14 protein-coding genes, 1 other RNA gene and 1 pseudogene are annotated in these 15,730 nt (G+C 56.9%); 1 reads left to right on the forward strand and 15 read right to left on the reverse strand.

Translation table 11 applies throughout. The annotated features are described in order from the left end of the window. Positions 1 to 75: 75 nt before the first annotated feature. From AB4N76_RS18090 to AB4N76_RS18155, 14 genes and pseudogenes are all read right to left on the reverse strand, one after another. The gene (locus tag AB4N76_RS18090; protein WP_460163350.1) at positions 76 to 717 is read right to left on the reverse strand and encodes a hypothetical protein; all 642 of its coding nucleotides are present in this window, start codon (positions 715 to 717) and stop codon (positions 76 to 78) included. A gap of 1 nt (position 718) precedes the next feature. Continuing rightward, complete coding sequence (locus AB4N76_RS18095; protein ID WP_460163351.1) at positions 719 to 1,375, reverse strand: recombinase family protein; 657 nt, start codon at positions 1,373 to 1,375, stop codon at positions 719 to 721. A 170-nt stretch (positions 1,376 to 1,545) separates the two neighbouring features. Next, positions 1,546 to 1,833 (reverse strand): hypothetical protein, encoded by a 288-nt coding sequence (locus tag AB4N76_RS18100; RefSeq protein WP_460163352.1) that lies wholly within the window; start codon positions 1,831 to 1,833, stop codon positions 1,546 to 1,548. A gap of 1,107 nt (positions 1,834 to 2,940) precedes the next feature. Beyond that, complete coding sequence (locus AB4N76_RS18105) at positions 2,941 to 3,735, reverse strand: site-specific integrase (RefSeq protein WP_460163353.1); 795 nt, start codon at positions 3,733 to 3,735, stop codon at positions 2,941 to 2,943. Next, positions 3,711 to 4,007 carry a hypothetical protein gene (locus AB4N76_RS18110; protein WP_460163354.1) on the reverse strand — a complete coding sequence of 99 codons (297 nt, stop codon included), beginning with the start codon at positions 4,005 to 4,007 and terminating at the stop codon, positions 3,711 to 3,713. Before AB4N76_RS18110 ends, AB4N76_RS18105 begins: the two co-directional genes overlap by 25 nt. Further along, a complete protein-coding gene (locus AB4N76_RS18115) occupies positions 3,976 to 4,770 on the reverse strand; it encodes a DUF6538 domain-containing protein (RefSeq protein WP_460163355.1) in 795 nt (264 codons plus the stop codon). Before AB4N76_RS18115 ends, AB4N76_RS18110 begins: the two co-directional genes overlap by 32 nt. A gap of 115 nt (positions 4,771 to 4,885) precedes the next feature. Continuing rightward, positions 4,886 to 5,283: a transfer-messenger RNA gene (gene ssrA, locus AB4N76_RS18120) on the reverse strand. A 114-nt stretch (positions 5,284 to 5,397) separates the two neighbouring features. Then, positions 5,398 to 5,649 (reverse strand): hypothetical protein, encoded by a 252-nt coding sequence (locus tag AB4N76_RS18125; protein ID WP_077430897.1) that lies wholly within the window; start codon positions 5,647 to 5,649, stop codon positions 5,398 to 5,400. A gap of 301 nt (positions 5,650 to 5,950) precedes the next feature. Continuing rightward, positions 5,951 to 6,226, reverse strand: coding sequence for a hypothetical protein (locus AB4N76_RS18130; protein WP_046031906.1), 276 nt, complete (start codon positions 6,224 to 6,226; stop codon positions 5,951 to 5,953). 200 nt (positions 6,227 to 6,426) lie between these two features. Continuing rightward, positions 6,427 to 9,238: pseudogene (locus tag AB4N76_RS18135) on the reverse strand (FAD-binding and (Fe-S)-binding domain-containing protein). Next, positions 9,235 to 9,906: a LutC/YkgG family protein gene (locus tag AB4N76_RS18140; RefSeq protein ID WP_077430895.1), complete on the reverse strand. Its 672-nt coding sequence runs from the start codon at positions 9,904 to 9,906 to the stop codon at positions 9,235 to 9,237. The pseudogene AB4N76_RS18135 and the gene AB4N76_RS18140 overlap by 4 nt, the downstream one beginning before the upstream one ends. Further along, positions 9,906 to 11,360 (reverse strand): LutB/LldF family L-lactate oxidation iron-sulfur protein, encoded by a 1,455-nt coding sequence (locus tag AB4N76_RS18145; RefSeq protein WP_046031909.1) that lies wholly within the window; start codon positions 11,358 to 11,360, stop codon positions 9,906 to 9,908. The genes AB4N76_RS18140 and AB4N76_RS18145 overlap by 1 nt, the downstream gene beginning before the upstream one ends. After that, on the reverse strand, positions 11,357 to 12,181 hold the full coding sequence (locus AB4N76_RS18150; RefSeq protein ID WP_046031910.1) for a (Fe-S)-binding protein: 825 nt from the start codon (positions 12,179 to 12,181) through the stop codon (positions 11,357 to 11,359). Before AB4N76_RS18150 ends, AB4N76_RS18145 begins: the two co-directional genes overlap by 4 nt. A 151-nt stretch (positions 12,182 to 12,332) precedes the next feature. Then, complete coding sequence (locus tag AB4N76_RS18155; RefSeq protein ID WP_046031911.1) at positions 12,333 to 14,027, reverse strand: lactate permease LctP family transporter; 1,695 nt, start codon at positions 14,025 to 14,027, stop codon at positions 12,333 to 12,335. Positions 14,028 to 14,290: 263 nt separating this feature from the next. Between AB4N76_RS18155 and AB4N76_RS18160 the strand changes: the two genes are divergently transcribed. After that, the gene (locus AB4N76_RS18160; protein ID WP_046031912.1) at positions 14,291 to 15,058 is read left to right on the forward strand and encodes a GntR family transcriptional regulator; all 768 of its coding nucleotides are present in this window, start codon (positions 14,291 to 14,293) and stop codon (positions 15,056 to 15,058) included. A 131-nt stretch (positions 15,059 to 15,189) separates the two neighbouring features. Here the strand turns inward: AB4N76_RS18160 and smpB are convergent, their stop codons facing one another. Next, positions 15,190 to 15,672: an SsrA-binding protein SmpB gene (gene smpB, locus AB4N76_RS18165; protein ID WP_028623113.1), complete on the reverse strand. Its 483-nt coding sequence runs from the start codon at positions 15,670 to 15,672 to the stop codon at positions 15,190 to 15,192. Between the last annotated feature and the right edge of the window lie 58 nt (positions 15,673 to 15,730).

The raw sequence follows: 15,730 nt of genomic DNA on the forward strand, positions 1-15,730 counted from the left end.
TCGCCAGGGTGTTCAATACTTACACCGCGTTCTAAGACTTTGACACTGACCGGTCATGGCATGGTCAAGTGCTGGTCAGAACCCTTCCATGATGATGTCGTCATTGCTTAGCATCAACGTGTCATCGTGCTGCTTCTGCCTGTGCTCAAGCCAGTGCAGTGTTTCGATCTCATCTCCCACCGTTTCAGTGTCTCCGTTCAGCTCGGCTTCCTCCTTGCGTTGCTCCGCTCGCATTCTGGCTACATCGTATTCACTCATGATATGAATCTGAAGCTCAGGTAGTTCCTCGACGTCCAGAGCCATGTTCAGCTTATCAAGAGGTAAAGCGCGTCGTGTTACGTCTTGTGTGAGCTTCAGAGTCGTTGCGCTAGCTGCAAGAGCTCTGGGGGTCCCGGAGTCGGCTGGATCAAGCTGGCCAACGCAATCCGCCAGTTTCGCCCTGATCTGATGACTGATAGCGAGATCGTCCAAGACCAAAGCAGCGGCGGTGCGTTGAACTTGCTCTAGGGCATAGGCCGCATTGAGCATATCTTCTCGGGCTTTCTCGATGAGGGCCTGTGTGGTGGCGCCAGCTACAACCTTGTTCACTCTGAGGACGCGCTGCACGGTGCTAATACTGAGATCTAAACGGCTCGCGATTGCCGGGAGCGTATAACCAGCCTCTCGAAGGATGACTGCTTGAGTGCATTGCTCTGGTGTCGCCTTTTTGCCTGCCATTTCAGACCTCCTTCGGGACGAGAACGTGAGACGTCATAGGTTTCAGCGTGCGCTTGATGCGGTAAACCGTTGCCACTCCGCAATCAGCCAGCTTGGCAATTTGATCCGCAGACATTGTTGGATGCTTCTGAATCAACGACTCGACTTCTGCCCATATTGCTGTGTTCTTACTCTTGCCTGTTGGTTTCCATTCAGGATCAGCAGCCTTCTTGTTCTCCAAGCCCTGCTTGATGCGCTCTACGCGTTTCTCTTGATCCAGCCGGGCCATGGTTGCCATGAGATCGATCAGCATGTTGTTAATCACGTCCATTATTTGACCAGTGATTCCCTTCGCTTCAACCAGCATGTGGCTTGTTGGCAGGTCAGCTACCACTAGCCGGAGACCCTTACCCTTGATAGTGGCTTTAAGCGTGTCCCAGTCAGTTTGTGAGAGGCGGCTGAGCCGGTCTACAGACTCAACCAGTAGTACGTCTCCACTTTCGGCCGAATCAAGCAAGGCGATCAGCTCTGCACGGTTAAGCTTGGTTCCACTGATGTTCTCCGCATACACGCCAGCAATGCTCAACCCTTTCTCGGTAGCGAACGACACTAAGGCAGCTTTTGCACGGTTGGCGTCTTGGTCTTTTGTCGATGCTCTGAGGTAGAGGTGCGCTTTCACTGCTGACTATCCTTTATCGTTAAGTTCGATAGACAAATGATAGTTGAATCACATAGCTATCTGCAATAGGTATTTGATAGTGACTTTCTCCTGGCTATCGAGCTACCAGATACGTCTACTCCTTCGATAGCGCCGGATTGATGTTGGGAGGGGGCAATGGCGATATATAACTAGAACTCTTGGCTGCAGCCATCAATCGCAGCAGCTTCGAGTTTTTCGGCGGTTGCAGTTGGATTGAGGAAGACAGTGGCGGCAACGCGAAAATACGATTCCTGTTCCTGGTCGTCACTAAATTTCCCGGTCCGTTCAATCAGAAACTTGCTCATCATGACGCCTGCGTCGCGGGCTTCTGCGATCTCTCGGATCTGGTTGCCAGCTTCAATGCAAGGATCATAAGTAGCGGCCGACGTGTGAGCGGTCATCAGCAGCAATAACGCGGTAGTGAGCAGCTTGTTCATGTGCAGTCCTTAGATCAGGTACTCCATGCTGGCATACCGCCTTTATCGTGACAACATTCTGCTGGCTCTACCGAGCTAATGCCTAAAGGGAGGCGGGTAGAGCCCTACGAGATCACATATATCCGCCGGTGACGGCCTAGCTACTTTGGGCGAATCGAGCCCCTCAAACTACTTTCGCGGGCGGAGGCTCCTACCGCAAAGCGAGCGATAAGCGACTCAACGATTTCCATAGTGCCTGGAGGTGCAAGAGGTCCTACCAAGATCGTTGCATCCTTTAACGCGTTGCGGTCAAGCTTCAAATCGATGTGAAGGGGGCTGGGGATACCCCTTATGAAATCGACGCCACTCCGATGCCAAGCTTTTCTACATTCAATATATGCCGATGGGTCGCCGGCAAACGGCTCTGTTGGACCCGGCGCCGCGACCAATACGAACCGATGCTCCTGTTGGAATGCCCACGAGTCAGACTTAAAGAATGCGATCTCAGTGCCTTCACCATGGAGTGTGATGCTGTCGTCACCGGTTATCGTGACAAATGGTCCAATCGCGGCAGAGACATCCGAAACGTAGTTTACTGGCCGACCAAATGTCTGTTTCATCAAGGGCGTGGGGATTAGCGTGATGTTCGCGGCGAGCATCTCCTCAATGCTGTATGGAGCTTCTAGGTCAATGAACTGAAAATTGTCGTGCCACCTGATATCGATTGGATGCCAAGTGAAAGGGTCAGAGCGCAAGGATAGTCGGACTCCCCGCATGGCGTCTCCGTACATCGCCCACTGTGGAATGCTTTCCTCATCGGCTGCAGACCAACAGCTTGCAAACATTCGCGCTCCGAAAGGTAAGGGGCCCAGCGACCGGCCTTCGCTTACGTCATCAAACTGGTCCATTCGAGTGAACCGCAGCGTTTGATGCTGAAGAATCAATTCGAGGGTTTTCACTGTGGTGTAGTGATGCAGCATGGCGAGCGTGGTTTCCGGGACAAGTGGATGCAAAGTAGCCAGTATATTCAGTTTGAGAGATTGTGCTCTTCTGCCGCACGCGCCAAGCAAATCCGGGCGTGCAGCAGAGGTGCAGGCTCTTTGGTGGCTCAGTAGGTTGTCAGGTAAGTCATAGGTTGCGCGGATGCTTCTTTCGATGAGCCGCAAGACTTTTGGTCAGAATATCCCCGAACCGATCGACGAAATCTGCTTGATAGCTGGTGAGATTCGCTAAGGATGCTGGCAGTGGTTGATGTAGCAGAGCGTCAAATTTTTGTTGAATGGTCGCACCTCCATCATAGTATTTGCTCGCTATAGTGTCGGGGGCGTGGCCTGTGATGGCATCAATGATGCTTTGATCCACCGGTTTGCCGTCACGTCGTGCATGGCGCAGATTTGTCTCTAGTGTGTGTCGGAATGAGTAGAGACTTTTTCCGTCGTTGGAAACGTGAACACCTATTTTTACTAGATACCCCTTAGGTTTTTCATTGAAAAATTTACCGGCAGATTTGGCCCATCCTTCCTTGTTGTGCTCGGTGTCGTCGTCGCGAGGACGAAGGTAGGTGAGGCCATCGCCAAACAGCTTTTTCTGACGGGCATGTCTCTGGCTTTCAACAAAGTCGAGGAAGCCCAGCTCAATCAGGCGTGGGTGAATCGGCACTTGTCTGGCTTCATGCTTCTTGACCCGCTTTGCCTCAAACACTTTTGGTTCGTCGGCGCAGATGTCGAAACATGGGTGCCCCTCAATCACCCTAATATCTGTTACATCAAGCTGTGCGATCTCATTCGTGCGTGCGCCTGTGTAGTAGCCCACTATCGGCATCCAGAACCAAAACGGATATGCCTTCGTTCGCTCAGGCGGGATCGCGCCTCGGAAGATGTATCCGGAGAAGATCGCTTCTACGTCATCCGGTGAAAACGGCACACCTTTTCGAGGCGTACAGTCTTCCTCTCTTGCACCGGTTTGATGATCAAATCATCTACCCTGACCAATGTCAGGTCGAGGTGCCTTGCATGGTTTTGGATCTGCTTCATTGCCGTAATGAGCGCACTCACTCGCTCATGTCCAATCATCTGCTCAGGGTCGTCAGTCAGAATCTCTTCGACAGCCGTCGCTTCTGGTGAAACGGATGCATTGGCGCCGATCTTAATCCTCTTGGCATCGTCATAAGCCGTCTGCCAGTCGAGCTTGCTCAATCGTGTTACAGGCTTGTGCCGCGTGAGAACAGTCATGACCCGGGCGCGGCGTTCTGACTCTTCGCGTGTGCCTCCGTGGTTCGCCTGACCTCCTTTTGAGGAAGTGTCGGCTTTGTCCCGCCCCCAATTGATGCTTCCAGACCTCATACAAGGTCCAGTCAGTCATCTCCGGATCGTATTTCGAAGGCGTGTAGAGTGCGTTTGTAGCCGCTGTCGTGCCCTGCTGTGGGGAGAGGCCGAGCCGAACAAGCTCATCGCGAAGTTTCGGTAATGCACTGCGAAGTTCGGTTGGCTGATAGGTTCGTGAGTGCTCAAGCAGTTGTGTAGCCAGGGGCTCCAGCTCAACGGGAATGGATCGCCCGTAAGCGCCAGCGAGTAAGCGCTCCACCTCTCGGCGGCGCTGTCGAGTCTCAATTTCTTCGTTCGATAGGATTGGTTCAACAGGCTTGTTTGCATCAAGCGGGTCAGAAAAGTCAGGGATGGGCTCCATCAGTTCCATCAGTTCCATCATTTCCGCATAGTCGGATTCAGTAAGGCCGAGCTCGTCGCGCATCACCATCTTAATCACTCTGTCAAATGTTGCTTCGTAGCGGGCAGCATACTGCCGGGCACGTTTGCAGGCCAATCGACGACTGTCTGTTTTCAAGGTTCGTCTAATTTCTCGCTGGCCATTGAGTATGGTGCGCAGGGAGACTGGAATCACGATGCGGAAATAGAAGGTGCCATGACGATTGAGGGTCAGGTAGGAAGGGTTGCGTTTCATGCAGGGGGGACCGAGTGATGCCCCACAAGAATGTCACACCTCAATGGCACACCTGCCGGAAAGAGCAGGTCCAGAAAGCACAAAGCCCCGAAAGTCGGGGCTTTGTGACAGGTGGTGGTGGAGCCGGGGGGATTTGAACCCCCGTCCGCCAGTACTCCGCTGTCGGTACTACATGCGTAGCCGTTTCTATTAAGTTAACCCTCAGCGACCCGAAGGGCAGGGTGCTTTGGGCGAGTTGTGTAAGTTTTAGCCGCTTCGTCCACAACGTACTGCACGGCGATTCTGTTCTATATGACAATCACTTTGGGTTTACAGACATCCCCTGGTGATTGCTGGACCCGAAGGTACCAGAAGCTCAGGATCTAAAGCTGCTTACGCAGCGAGAGAGAATTCCTGGCCGTAGGTTTCGTCATTGGCAACTATAAGTAGTTGCAACAGTGGATTTACGAGTTCTGTTACCAACTCGGCATGCACCTAAAGTTTCGCAACCGGCGTCGAATCCTAAACGGCCCCGAGCCTGTTGCTCCGTGAATCAAAGTGAGCAACAAGCCTCTGCAGTGTACGCCAACACGCCTCAGAAGGCCACCCGCAAGGTTGGCCTCGATTGATCATGGGGTGGTTCCTTGTTCAATTTGCCATCGACAATGCCTGGCTGGCCTCGGTGGCGCATTTTTTTTCATCGTTGGCGGCTTGTGAAGCCTTGGCGCTGGCCAACAGTCTTTTGATCTCCGGCGCATTGCTGGAGGTCGCTGGCAGCGAATTCACTTTGGCTTCGAGCTCTTGCAGCTTGCTCGTACACAGGTTGTTGTCCGCAGCAAATACGGGAGAGGCCAGCATTGCAGCAGAAATGAACAGACCAGCGAGTGCGGTACGTTTCATGGGTATCTCCTCGAACTGATGGTCTCGGTGCTGCCGCATGGGCGGGCGGCTCGGCCGAGTCTGAAAAATAATCCACGATTGATGGGCTTATCCAAAAGACTACGGAGCGGCACAGGAATTCGGTTTTTGCAGAAAAGCGATGAAAAAACTGTGTGACAGGAGCAATGGCACTAAAACGGATTACCAGACCCCAGATGCGACAAAACCCGCAATTGACGGGTTTTGGTTTGCTTCGTATTTGCTGGAGGCAGCACGCCAACACGGCCCAGAAGGCCAACCCGAAGGTTGGCCCGGAGCTGAGTTACTTCCCGCCTTTGTGCGCGTCGGTGATGGTCTTGATGATGTCGTTGGTCTCGGCGATGCAATCATCAATACCTTCCTTGGTGCCTTTTGCCTGGTCGGCTTTGGCCTGCTTGACGGAGGCCTCCACCTGGTCCGCCATTTCCTGAGGAACCTGTGCCTTGCCGTTTTCAATGGTTTGCAGGTTGACATCGCATTGGGTTTTTTCGGCCGCAAACGAAGTGGAAGCCATCATGGAAGCAGTAACGAACAAACCTAAAAGCACAGAACGATTCATGTGTTTCTCCTTGGACTGAAGGACCAGGCATTGCTGGCCATCAAAACGGTCTACCGATTTTTTAGGAGGTCCCGCATTAGCGGGACTTGGTCAGTGGACTGCGGCGGCACGTCAGGGTTCTTTTTTTTGCTTTAAATCTGTCGTTTCCAGCAAGAAGCATAAGCACGGCATGCCTATGCTTCTTCCTTTAGATCCTGCTATCAGGGCACCCTAGCCTGGGTAACGCGGTCCACCAGATAGACTAGTCCGTGGTAGTCAATGCCGCCATGTTGCGTCAAACCAATCTCACAAGTGCGGCTGGTAGAGATCCCTTCGCTGCACTGCTGAACCGCGTCCTTGAGCGTGCGCAGCGAGTGGGCGTTCAGTTCGGGCGTCGTGAAACCTTTGTCACCGGCAAACCCGCAGCAGTGAATACCTTCAGGAATCACCACGTTTTTACTGCATTTGCGCGCCAGTTCGATCAGCGCCTGACTTTCCCCAAGGTGCTGAGTGCTGCACGTGACGTGCACTGCAATCGGCGCTTCCTGCGGTGTGAAGTCGAGGCGATCCATCAAATGCGTACGGATGAAACGCACCGGGTCGTACAGGTCGAGTCGAACTTCCCCCAGGTCTTGAACCAGCCGTAACGTACACGGGCTGGTGTCGCAATAAATCGGATCAAGCCCGCCGCGACTGGCGTGCAGTAATGCACCGATCAGCTCCTGGCGCTTGTGTTCGGCCTGTTCGGCGTAGCCTTTGGAGGCGAATGGCTGCCCGCAGCAGAGGTTGTCCAGGTTGTCCGGGAAGACCACTTGGTAACCGGCTTTTTCCAGCAGCCCACGGGTTTTGTCGTACAGCGACATCTGCTCTTTATCCGCCGCCGCCAGGCCCATGACCCGCGACACGCACGCCGCCAGGTACACCACGCGAGGGCGTTCGTCCGATACGGTGGGGCTGAAGCGAATGGCTTTTTCCGGCTGCGGCATGGCGTTGGTCCATTGCGGGACCTGACCTTTGGACAGCTTCGTCAGCGTCGCCGAAAGTTTCGCCAGGCGTGGTGCTCCCAGCAGCATCCGTGCGCCATTGGCGACGTGCAGAGTGAAACGTGCACCTTGCAGCGCCGTGGCGAAAGTGCCTTCCAGCCAGTTGGCAGTTTTCGTACGTGTTGCGTGACGGCTGCGCAGCTTTTTTCACCAGCTCGCCGGTATTGATGCCGACAGGGCAACGTTGAGCGCAAAGACCGGTGGCCGCGCAAGTGTCGATGCCTTGGTATTCGTAGGCCGCTTCGAGTTCGGTGGTATCAGCGCCCGCCCGCTTTTTCGCCTGAATATCCCGCCAGATCACGATGCGCTGGCGCGGGCTCAGGGTCAGGCCTTTCGAGGGGCAGACCGGCTCACAGAAACCGCACTCGATGCACTTATCCACAATCTCGTCGGCGGCCGGCAATGGTTTGAGGTGCTTGAGGTGGATCTGCGGGTCTTCGCTGAGCACCACGTCCGGGTTGAGAATGCCGTTGGGGTCGAGCAGGCGTTTGAGCTGCCACATCAATTGGTAGGCATCGCTGCCCCATTCCAGCTCAACGAACGGCGCCATGTTGCGACCGGTGCCGTGTTCGGCCTTCAACGAGCCGCCGAATTCCACCGCCACCAACTGCGCCACGTCGTCCATGAACGCTTGATAGCGTGCGACTTCTTCCGGGTTGTTGAAGCCTTGGGTGAAGACAAAGTGCAGATTGCCTTCCAGTGCGTGTCCGAAAAGGATCGCTTCGTCGTAGTGATGTTTGTCAAACAACTCGATCAGGCGATTGACGCCGATGGCCAGTTGTTCCACCGGGAACGTCACGTCCTCGATGATCACCGTGGTGCCGGTTTTGCGCACGGCGCCGACGGCGGGGAAGGTGTCTTTGCGGATCGCCCAGAGACGGGCGTTTTCCACCGGGTCTTCGGTGAAGTCGACCTGTTTCTCCACCGGGAACGAAGACAGCGACGCCATGATCTGCGCCAGTTGTTCCTGCAGCAATGTGGACGATGCGGCGCGGGATTCGATCAGCAGCGCGCAGGCATTGTTCGACAGGTGTTGTACGAAAGACGGCATGCCGGGTTTGTCTTGCACCGAGCGCAGGCTGCGGCGATCGAGCAGTTCCACGGCCGACACCGGCTGGCTTTTCAGTACGCTGACGGCGTTGCAGCAGGTTTCCACATCCGGGAATACGATCAGCGCGGACGCCTTGTTCGGGTGATCGATCACCGTGTCGTACGTTACGGCACTGATAAAACCGAGGGTGCCTTCGGAACCCACCAGCAAGTGGCTCAAGATATCCACAGGCTCGTCGAAATCCACCAGCGCATTGAGTGACAGGCCGGTGGTATTTTTCAGACGGTATTTGTGGCGGATTCGCGCAGCCAATTCGGCATTGGCGCGGGTCTCGCGGCCCAAGGTCGCCAGGCGTTCGAGCAACGAGGCGTGGCTTTGGCGAAACGCCGCGACACTGGCCGAATCTTCGGTATCGAGGCGACTGCCATCGGCCAGCACCAGCCGAATGCCGGCCAGGGTGTGATAGGTGTTCTGCGCCGTGCCGCAGCACATGCCGCTGGCATTGTTGGCGACGATACCGCCGATTTTGCAGGCGTTGATCGAGGCCGGGTCCGGGCCGATCTTGCGGCCGAACGGTGCCAGCCAGGCGTTGGCCTGCGCGCCGATCACGCCCGGTTGCAGACGGATTTGCGTGCCTTGGCCGCGGATCTCGCGACCATTCCAGTTATCCCCCAACACGATCAGCACCGAATCGCTGATGGCTTGACCAGACAGGCTGGTGCCGGCGGCGCGGAACGTTACCGGGACATGATCCCGTTGCGCCAACTTGAGTAGCGAGACCACTTCGTCTTCCGACTCGACGCGAATCACCAGCTTCGGAATCAGCCGATAGAAACTGGCGTCAGTGCCAAAGGCCAGGGTCGATAGCGGGTCGTCGAAACGTCGCTCGTGGGGGATCAGTTTTTCTGCATCTCTGAGGAACGCCGTCGGTAGACTCATTGGTCCTCCAGGATCAGAACCACGAGGTCTTTCGGTCCATGCGCGCCGTAGGCCAGGACTTGTTCGATGTCCGCAGTTTTCGACGGGCCGGATACCAGCAAAGCGTTGGTCGGCATGCCTTGGGCCCAATTGAATTCCTGCTGCACCTGATAGAAGTTGTCGCGGATTTCACTGGCCTTGAGCAGCGCGAAATGCACCGGCGGTACCAGGCTCATCAAGCGCGGTTCTTCACGCGTCGGCCAGAGAATCAGGCTGCCGGTTGCGGCAATGGCGCCAAGGGTGCCGGTGAGGCTGGCCGGGGTGTCGTTGAACAGCTCGGCTTTCCACTCTTCAACTGGACGGTCGTAGGCTTTGAGCGCCGGCAGCTCAGGATGATTCGTCCAGTGCGCAGTGATGCGTTGACCGTGGGGCGTCGTCGGGGCGATCAGCAGGCTTGGCAACTGGCGATCACGCAGCAGTTGGGCGAGCAATGCAGGCCAGGCTTCGCTGGAGGTCAGATGGATTTCGGTGTGCACCGCTTCCATCAGTTTGCGCAGTTGTGGAATGCGTTGTTCAGGTGTGTAGGTGTAGGGCGCGGTCACCAGTTCGACGTCGAATTCGTCAGGCACGGGCGTAGTGCCGGTCAGACTTTTCCGTAACTTGGCAAGGATGTTTTGCTTGGCGCTCATCAACGGTCTCCCTGTTTGGCCAGGTGTTCGCGGGCCATGTCGTGCAGTGAGCGGGCGGCGGGCTTTGGCGCGCTGTGGTTTTGCGTCCAGGGGCCGACATTGTTCGGCGTGAGGGCACGCAGGCGAGTGGCGAAAAAACCGAACAGGCGATAAAGCGTCGGCGAACTGTTGAGCCTGGCCCAGGCGTTCCAGATGAACCGCTCCTTGCGCGAATACTTGCTGCCTTGACCGCGCATGACCTGATTCGGGCTGTCCGGGGCTTTGACGTTCTCTTCCCGCAGGCGACGCAGCAATGCAGGGATAGGAATTTTTACCGGGCAGACTTCGCCGCAAGCGCCGCACAGGGATGAAGCGCTGGGGTGGTCCGGTACTTTCGCCAGGCCGACCATATGCGGCGTGATGATTTTTCCGATAGGCCCAGGGTAAACCTCCCCATAGGCGTGGCCGCCGATTCGGGTGTAGACCGGGCAATGATTCATACAGGCACCGCAGCGGATGCAGTTCAGGGTCTGGCGCAATTCGCTGTCGGCAAACGCCTGGCTGCGACCGTTGTCGAGCAATACCAGGTGCACTTCCCGGGGGCCGTCGAGTTCATGCTCCTGGCGTGGGCCGGAGATCATGTTGACGTAGGTGGTGATCGGAATGCCCAGCGCCGAGCGGGTCAGCAGCGACAGCAGTGGCACCACGTCACGCAGGTTTTCCACGACTTTTTCGATGCCGGTCACGGCGATATGCACGGGTGGGACAGCGGTGGTCATGCGCCCGTTGCCTTCGTTTTCCACCAGCAACAGGGTGCCGGTTTCGGCCACGGCGAAGTTGACGCCGGAGACGCCGATGTCCGCTTCGAAGAATTTCTGCCGCAAGACTCTGCGACCGATCTGAATGAGTTGGTCAACGTCCTTGGTGTATTCCACGCCAAGTTTGTCGTGGAACAAGGACGCGACCTGACCGGCATTCTTGTGGATCGCCGGCATAATAATGTGTGAAGGCTTCTCGTGGTCGAGCTGGACGATGTACTCACCCATGTCCGACTCCAGGCATTCAATGCCTTGAGCCTCGAGGACATGGTTCATCTCCATCTCTTCGCTGACCATCGATTTGCCCTTGATCACTTGCCGCCCCTCGTGAGCGCGGATGATCGAGAGGACGATGCCATTGGCTTCGTCCACCGTTTCCGCCCAGTGCACTGTCACACCGTTGCGGGTCAGGTTCTGTTCAAGCTGCTCGAGCAGGTCGGGCAACTTGGATAACGCACGGGCGCGGACAGTATTGCCCAGCGCTCGCAAATGTTCTCTTTCGTGGGCATCGCTGAAGGACGCTGCCCGTTTTGTCATCAGTGAATCCATCGCAGTGCGAAAGTTGTTTCGCAGTTGCTTGTCGTCCAAAGCCTTGTGAGCCCGGGCGCGAAAATCCTCTTCTACGGCAACCGTAGGAATAATCGAGGAAGTGCTCATTGGGCACCTCCGGTTCGCTGCCAGAGAAAACTGGCCAGGTGTTGGCCGCGCAGCGCTTCCTTTTGTTTCTCCAGCGAGCCGTTGATGTTCATCAGGCAACCGCAGTCGGCACTGAGTACCTTGTGCGCGCCGGACTCCTTCAACGACCGGGTCTTGTCCACCACCATCGCACCGGAAATGTCTGGCATACGGACGCTGAACGTCCCGCCAAAGCCACAACATTCACTTTCGTGATCGTGATTGACCCGCTCTACGTTGCTCAATTGCGCCAACAACTCGCGACCGTGCAGGTGGGTGTTCATTTCGCGGCGTGCCGAGCACGACGTGTGCAGCGCCACTTTGACCGGCTCGCCGCTGTCCTTGAGCTGCACCTTGCAGACAAACAGCAGGAACTCGGCCAGCTCATACGTCCTGGCCGCCAAGGCCCGAACCTGTTTCAACGTCTGCGGCTCGTCCTTGAACAAGTCGGCGTAGTGTTCGCGCAACATCCCGGCACACGATCCCGACGGCACCACCACCGGATAATCCCCGGCAAACAGCGCCAGTTGCGAGCGCGCCACCGTCCTTGCCTGCTCGGTGTAACCCGAGGTGTAGGCCGGTTGTCCGCAGCAGCTTTGCCCTTGCGGGTACTCGACACGAATGCCTTCGCGTTCCAGCAAGTGAATCGCGTCCATTCCGGCTTCGGGGTAGAACAAGTCCACCACGCAGGTTCCGAACAGGTAAACCCGTGACGGTTTCTCGCTAGGGTATTGCCGAGGCTCGTGCAGTGGCGGGGCGACGCGGGTCGCATTCGGCACGGCGTTGTAAAAAAGCTCGCTCATCAGGCGTGTCTCCGGGTGGTCCCGGTTATCCGTCCGCTGAGGCTGCTGAATATAGAGAGGGAAGCTTTCAGCAGCCTTGCAGACCGGGTTGTGAATTGCTGACGCCGGAATCGTGGTCCGGCGTCGGTTTTTGCTTTTTAACGTGTAGTACTTAGTGCACCAGCATGCCGGTGAACCAGTAGGCCTGGGCCAGGGTGATCAAGCCGACTATCGTTGCAAAGAATAGGCTGTGCTTGAGGGTGAAGCGGAACAGATCCGATTCCTTGCCCACCAGACCGGTCGCGGCGCAGGCCACGGCGATCGATTGTGGCGAGATCATCTTGCCGGTCACGCCGCCACTGGTGTTTGCCGCCACCAGCAACACATCGTTGACGCCGATCTGGTGCGCGGTGGTTGCTTGCAACGAACTGAAGAGTGCGTTGGAGGAGGTGTCGGAACCGGTCAGGAACACGCCCAGCCAGCCGAGGAACGGCGAGAAGAACGGGAACGCTGCACCCGTCGCCGCCAGCACCAGAGCCATGGTCGAAGACATGCCCGAGTAGTTGGTGACGAAAGCGAACGCCAGCACCATACCGATGGACAGGATCGGCCAGCGCAGTTCGTAGAAGGTCTCTTTCAAAGTGGTCAGACCAGTTTTGATGTTGATCTTCAGAACCAGCATCGAGATCAGCGCAGAGAAGAAAATCGCCGTGCCGGTCGCGGAAATCGGGTCAAGTTTGAACACCGCCGGAATGGCAGTCGGCGCCGCCACGATCGGAGCAACCTTGATCACCATTTGGTCCAGGTGCGGAATGGCGAAGTTGAATACGAAGCTGTACATCGAGCCGCCAGCAGCGAACATGGCTTTGAACGGTTTCAGGGTCCAGATGGTGACCAGTACGGTGAGGATCAGGAACGGTGACCAGGCTTTGAAAATTTCACCGAGGCTGTAAGGCGAGGCCACGGTGGTGCGCGGTTGACCGAAGCCGCCGGCGCTGGCGGTCACCACGGACGCGGAGACGGCACCGACAATGTGTTGGCCCGCGGCGCGTTTCGGCTGCCAGACTTTCAGGAACAGGGTCAGCGAAATCAGGCTGGCCAGGGCCGAGGTGATGTCCGGCAGTTCCGGTCCAATGAAGTTGGACGTGAAGTATTGGGTGATGGCGAAGCTCAGTCCAGCCACCAGGGCAGCAGGCCAAGTTTCCCGAACGCCGCGCAGGCCGTCCATCATGAACACCAGCCAGAACGGCACGAACAGCGACAACAGCGGCAGTTGGCGACCGGTCATGGCGCCGATCTTGAACGCGTCGATGCCGGTCACTTGCCCGGCGACGATGATCGGGATGCCCAGGGCGCCGAAGGCTACCGGCGCGGTGTTGGCAATCAGGCACAGGCCCGCGGCATACAGCGGATTGAAGCCCAGGCCAACGAGCAGTGCGGCGGTAATCGCTACCGGCGCGCCGAAACCGGCTGCACCTTCCAGGAAAGCGCCGAAGCAGAAGCCGATCAGCAAAACCTGCAAGCGCTGGTCGTCGGTGATCGACAGTACCGAGCTGCGGATGACTTCAAACTGACCGCTCTTGACCGTCAGTTTGTAGAGGAACACCGCCGCCACAATGATCCAGGCGATGGGCCAGAGACCGTAGGCGAAACCATAACCGGCGGCGGCGAACGCCATGTCGACCGGCATCTGGAAGGCAAAAATCGCCACGGCGATGGATAACGCCAGGGTGATGCTGCCGGCCACATGACCTTTGAGGCGGAACACCGCCAACGCCAGGAAGAAAAACACGATAGGGATGACGGCTGCGAGGGCGGAGACGCCGAGACTGCCGAGCGGGGTGTAGAGCTGTTGCCAGGTTTGCATATGGGGTGGCCCCTAATTGTTGTTGGTCAGGCACTGGGCAGCGTTTTTGGTTAATTGGTAATACCAATTTACAATCGCTGTTGGCTAGGGTAAAAGCCTTATGCGCGGCGTGTCAATTTGCCGCCCTAAAACTTTTGTCGAATAAGCCGTGTGCAGCGCATCGGATCGGTTTGATCGAGCGTCGTCTTGCCAGATGCTGGCGTCGCGCCAATAGGCCAGAATAGAGATCCCGGCAAGCTGTCGGGATCGTGGAGAATTGAGTTATGGGGTTTGATCAGATTCGTCAGCGCCGTTTGTCTGACGATATTGTCGAGCGGCTCGAAGGGATGATCCTGGAAGGCACGCTGAAGCCTGGTGAGCGCTTGCCGGCCGAGCGCACGCTGGCTGAGCAGTTCGGTGTGTCACGCCCTTCATTGCGCGAGGCGATTCAGAAGCTGGCGGCCAAGGGTTTGCTGGTCAGTCGCCAGGGCGGTGGCAATTACGTCGTCGATTCGTTGGGGTCGACCTTCAGCGATCCATTGCTGCAGCTGTTGGAAAATAACCCTGAGGCGCAACGCGATCTATTGGAGTTTCGCCACACGCTGGAAGCGTCCTGCGCTTACTACGCGGCCTTGCGTGCCACCGATGTGGACCGTGAGCGGCTGACGGCCGCGTTTGATGAGTTGCAGGACTGTTATTCGCGTCACGATGACGTCAGTCGGGCTGAAGAGGGTGCGGCAGATGCGAAATTTCACCTGGCAATTGCCGAGGCCAGTCATAACGCGGTGTTGCTGCACACCATTCGCGGGCTGTTCGATCTGCTCAAGCGCAACGTGGTGACCAATATTGGCGGCATGTACAAGCAGCGCACCGAAACCCGCGACATGCTGATCACGCAGCACCGGGAGTTGTACCTGGCGATTATCGAGGGGCGGGCGGAGCAGGCGCGGGAAGTCTCCAGCCGGCACATTTTGTATGTGCAGGAAGTGCTGGAGGAAGTGCGTCAGGAAGTGCAGCGCATGGCTCGGGCGGAGCGGCGCAAGGGGATGTAGTCAGTGGGGCTTTGTGGTGCTTGTGCTATCGCCTTCGCGAGCAAGCCCGCTCCCACATTTGTTTTGTGTCGTTCACAAATCCAATGTGGGAGCGGGCTTGCTCGCGAAAGCGGTCTCAGGCAGAAAGAGAATTAATCTTCCTTGCCCTTGTTGCGCACCGCACGCTGCAACTCGCGACCGGCGTCGCGCTCGCGTTCGGTATCACGCTTGTCGTATTCCTTCTTGCCCTTGCCCAGTGCGATCTCGCACTTGACCATGTGCTTGCTCCAGTACCAGGACAAGCATACGCAGGCATAACCTTTCTGTTGCACGGCCGCGGCGAGCTTTTCCAGCTCGCGGCGGTTGAGCAGCAACTTTCGGGTGCGGGTCGGGTCAGCGATGACGTGGGTGCTGGCGGTCATCAGGGGCGTAATGTGGCTGCCAAGCAGCCAGGCTTCGCCATCCTTGAGCAGCACGTAACTGTCGACCAGTTGCAGCTTGCTTGCCCGCAGACTTTTTACTTCCCAGCCGGCCAGGACCAGACCAGCCTCGAACCGATGTTCGATGAAGTAATCGTGTCGCGCCTTTTTGTTCTGCGCGATGGTCCCTGTTGGGTGTTTCTTCTGTTTAGCCATAGGGGCGGCATTATAGGGAGTTGCGCGCGAGTCGGCTACGGTATCGCTACGTGCTTGA

This window comes from Pseudomonas sp. S2_F03, from assembly GCF_054668335.1.

What these genes read in the sequence shown, in the direction of transcription:
- AB4N76_RS18090 (WP_460163350.1), bottom strand. Translation starts at nt 717, where the DNA reads ATGGCAGGCAAAAAGGCGACACCAGAGCAATGCACTCAAGCAGTCATC.
- AB4N76_RS18100 (WP_460163352.1), bottom strand. Translation starts at nt 1,833, where the DNA reads ATGAACAAGCTGCTCACTACCGCGTTATTGCTGCTGATGACCGCTCAC.
- AB4N76_RS18115 (WP_460163355.1), bottom strand. Translation starts at nt 4,770, where the DNA reads ATGAAACGCAACCCTTCCTACCTGACCCTCAATCGTCATGGCACCTTC.
- AB4N76_RS18125 (WP_077430897.1), bottom strand. Translation starts at nt 5,649, where the DNA reads ATGAAACGTACCGCACTCGCTGGTCTGTTCATTTCTGCTGCAATGCTG.
- AB4N76_RS18130 (WP_046031906.1), bottom strand. Translation starts at nt 6,226, where the DNA reads ATGAATCGTTCTGTGCTTTTAGGTTTGTTCGTTACTGCTTCCATGATG.
- AB4N76_RS18140 (WP_077430895.1), bottom strand. Translation starts at nt 9,906, where the DNA reads ATGAGCGCCAAGCAAAACATCCTTGCCAAGTTACGGAAAAGTCTGACC.
- AB4N76_RS18145 (WP_046031909.1), bottom strand. Translation starts at nt 11,360, where the DNA reads ATGAGCACTTCCTCGATTATTCCTACGGTTGCCGTAGAAGAGGATTTT.
- AB4N76_RS18150 (WP_046031910.1), bottom strand. Translation starts at nt 12,181, where the DNA reads ATGAGCGAGCTTTTTTACAACGCCGTGCCGAATGCGACCCGCGTCGCC.
- AB4N76_RS18155 (WP_046031911.1), bottom strand. Translation starts at nt 14,027, where the DNA reads ATGCAAACCTGGCAACAGCTCTACACCCCGCTCGGCAGTCTCGGCGTC.
- AB4N76_RS18160 (WP_046031912.1), top strand. Translation starts at nt 14,291, where the DNA reads ATGGGGTTTGATCAGATTCGTCAGCGCCGTTTGTCTGACGATATTGTC.
- smpB (WP_028623113.1), bottom strand. Translation starts at nt 15,672, where the DNA reads ATGGCTAAACAGAAGAAACACCCAACAGGGACCATCGCGCAGAACAAA.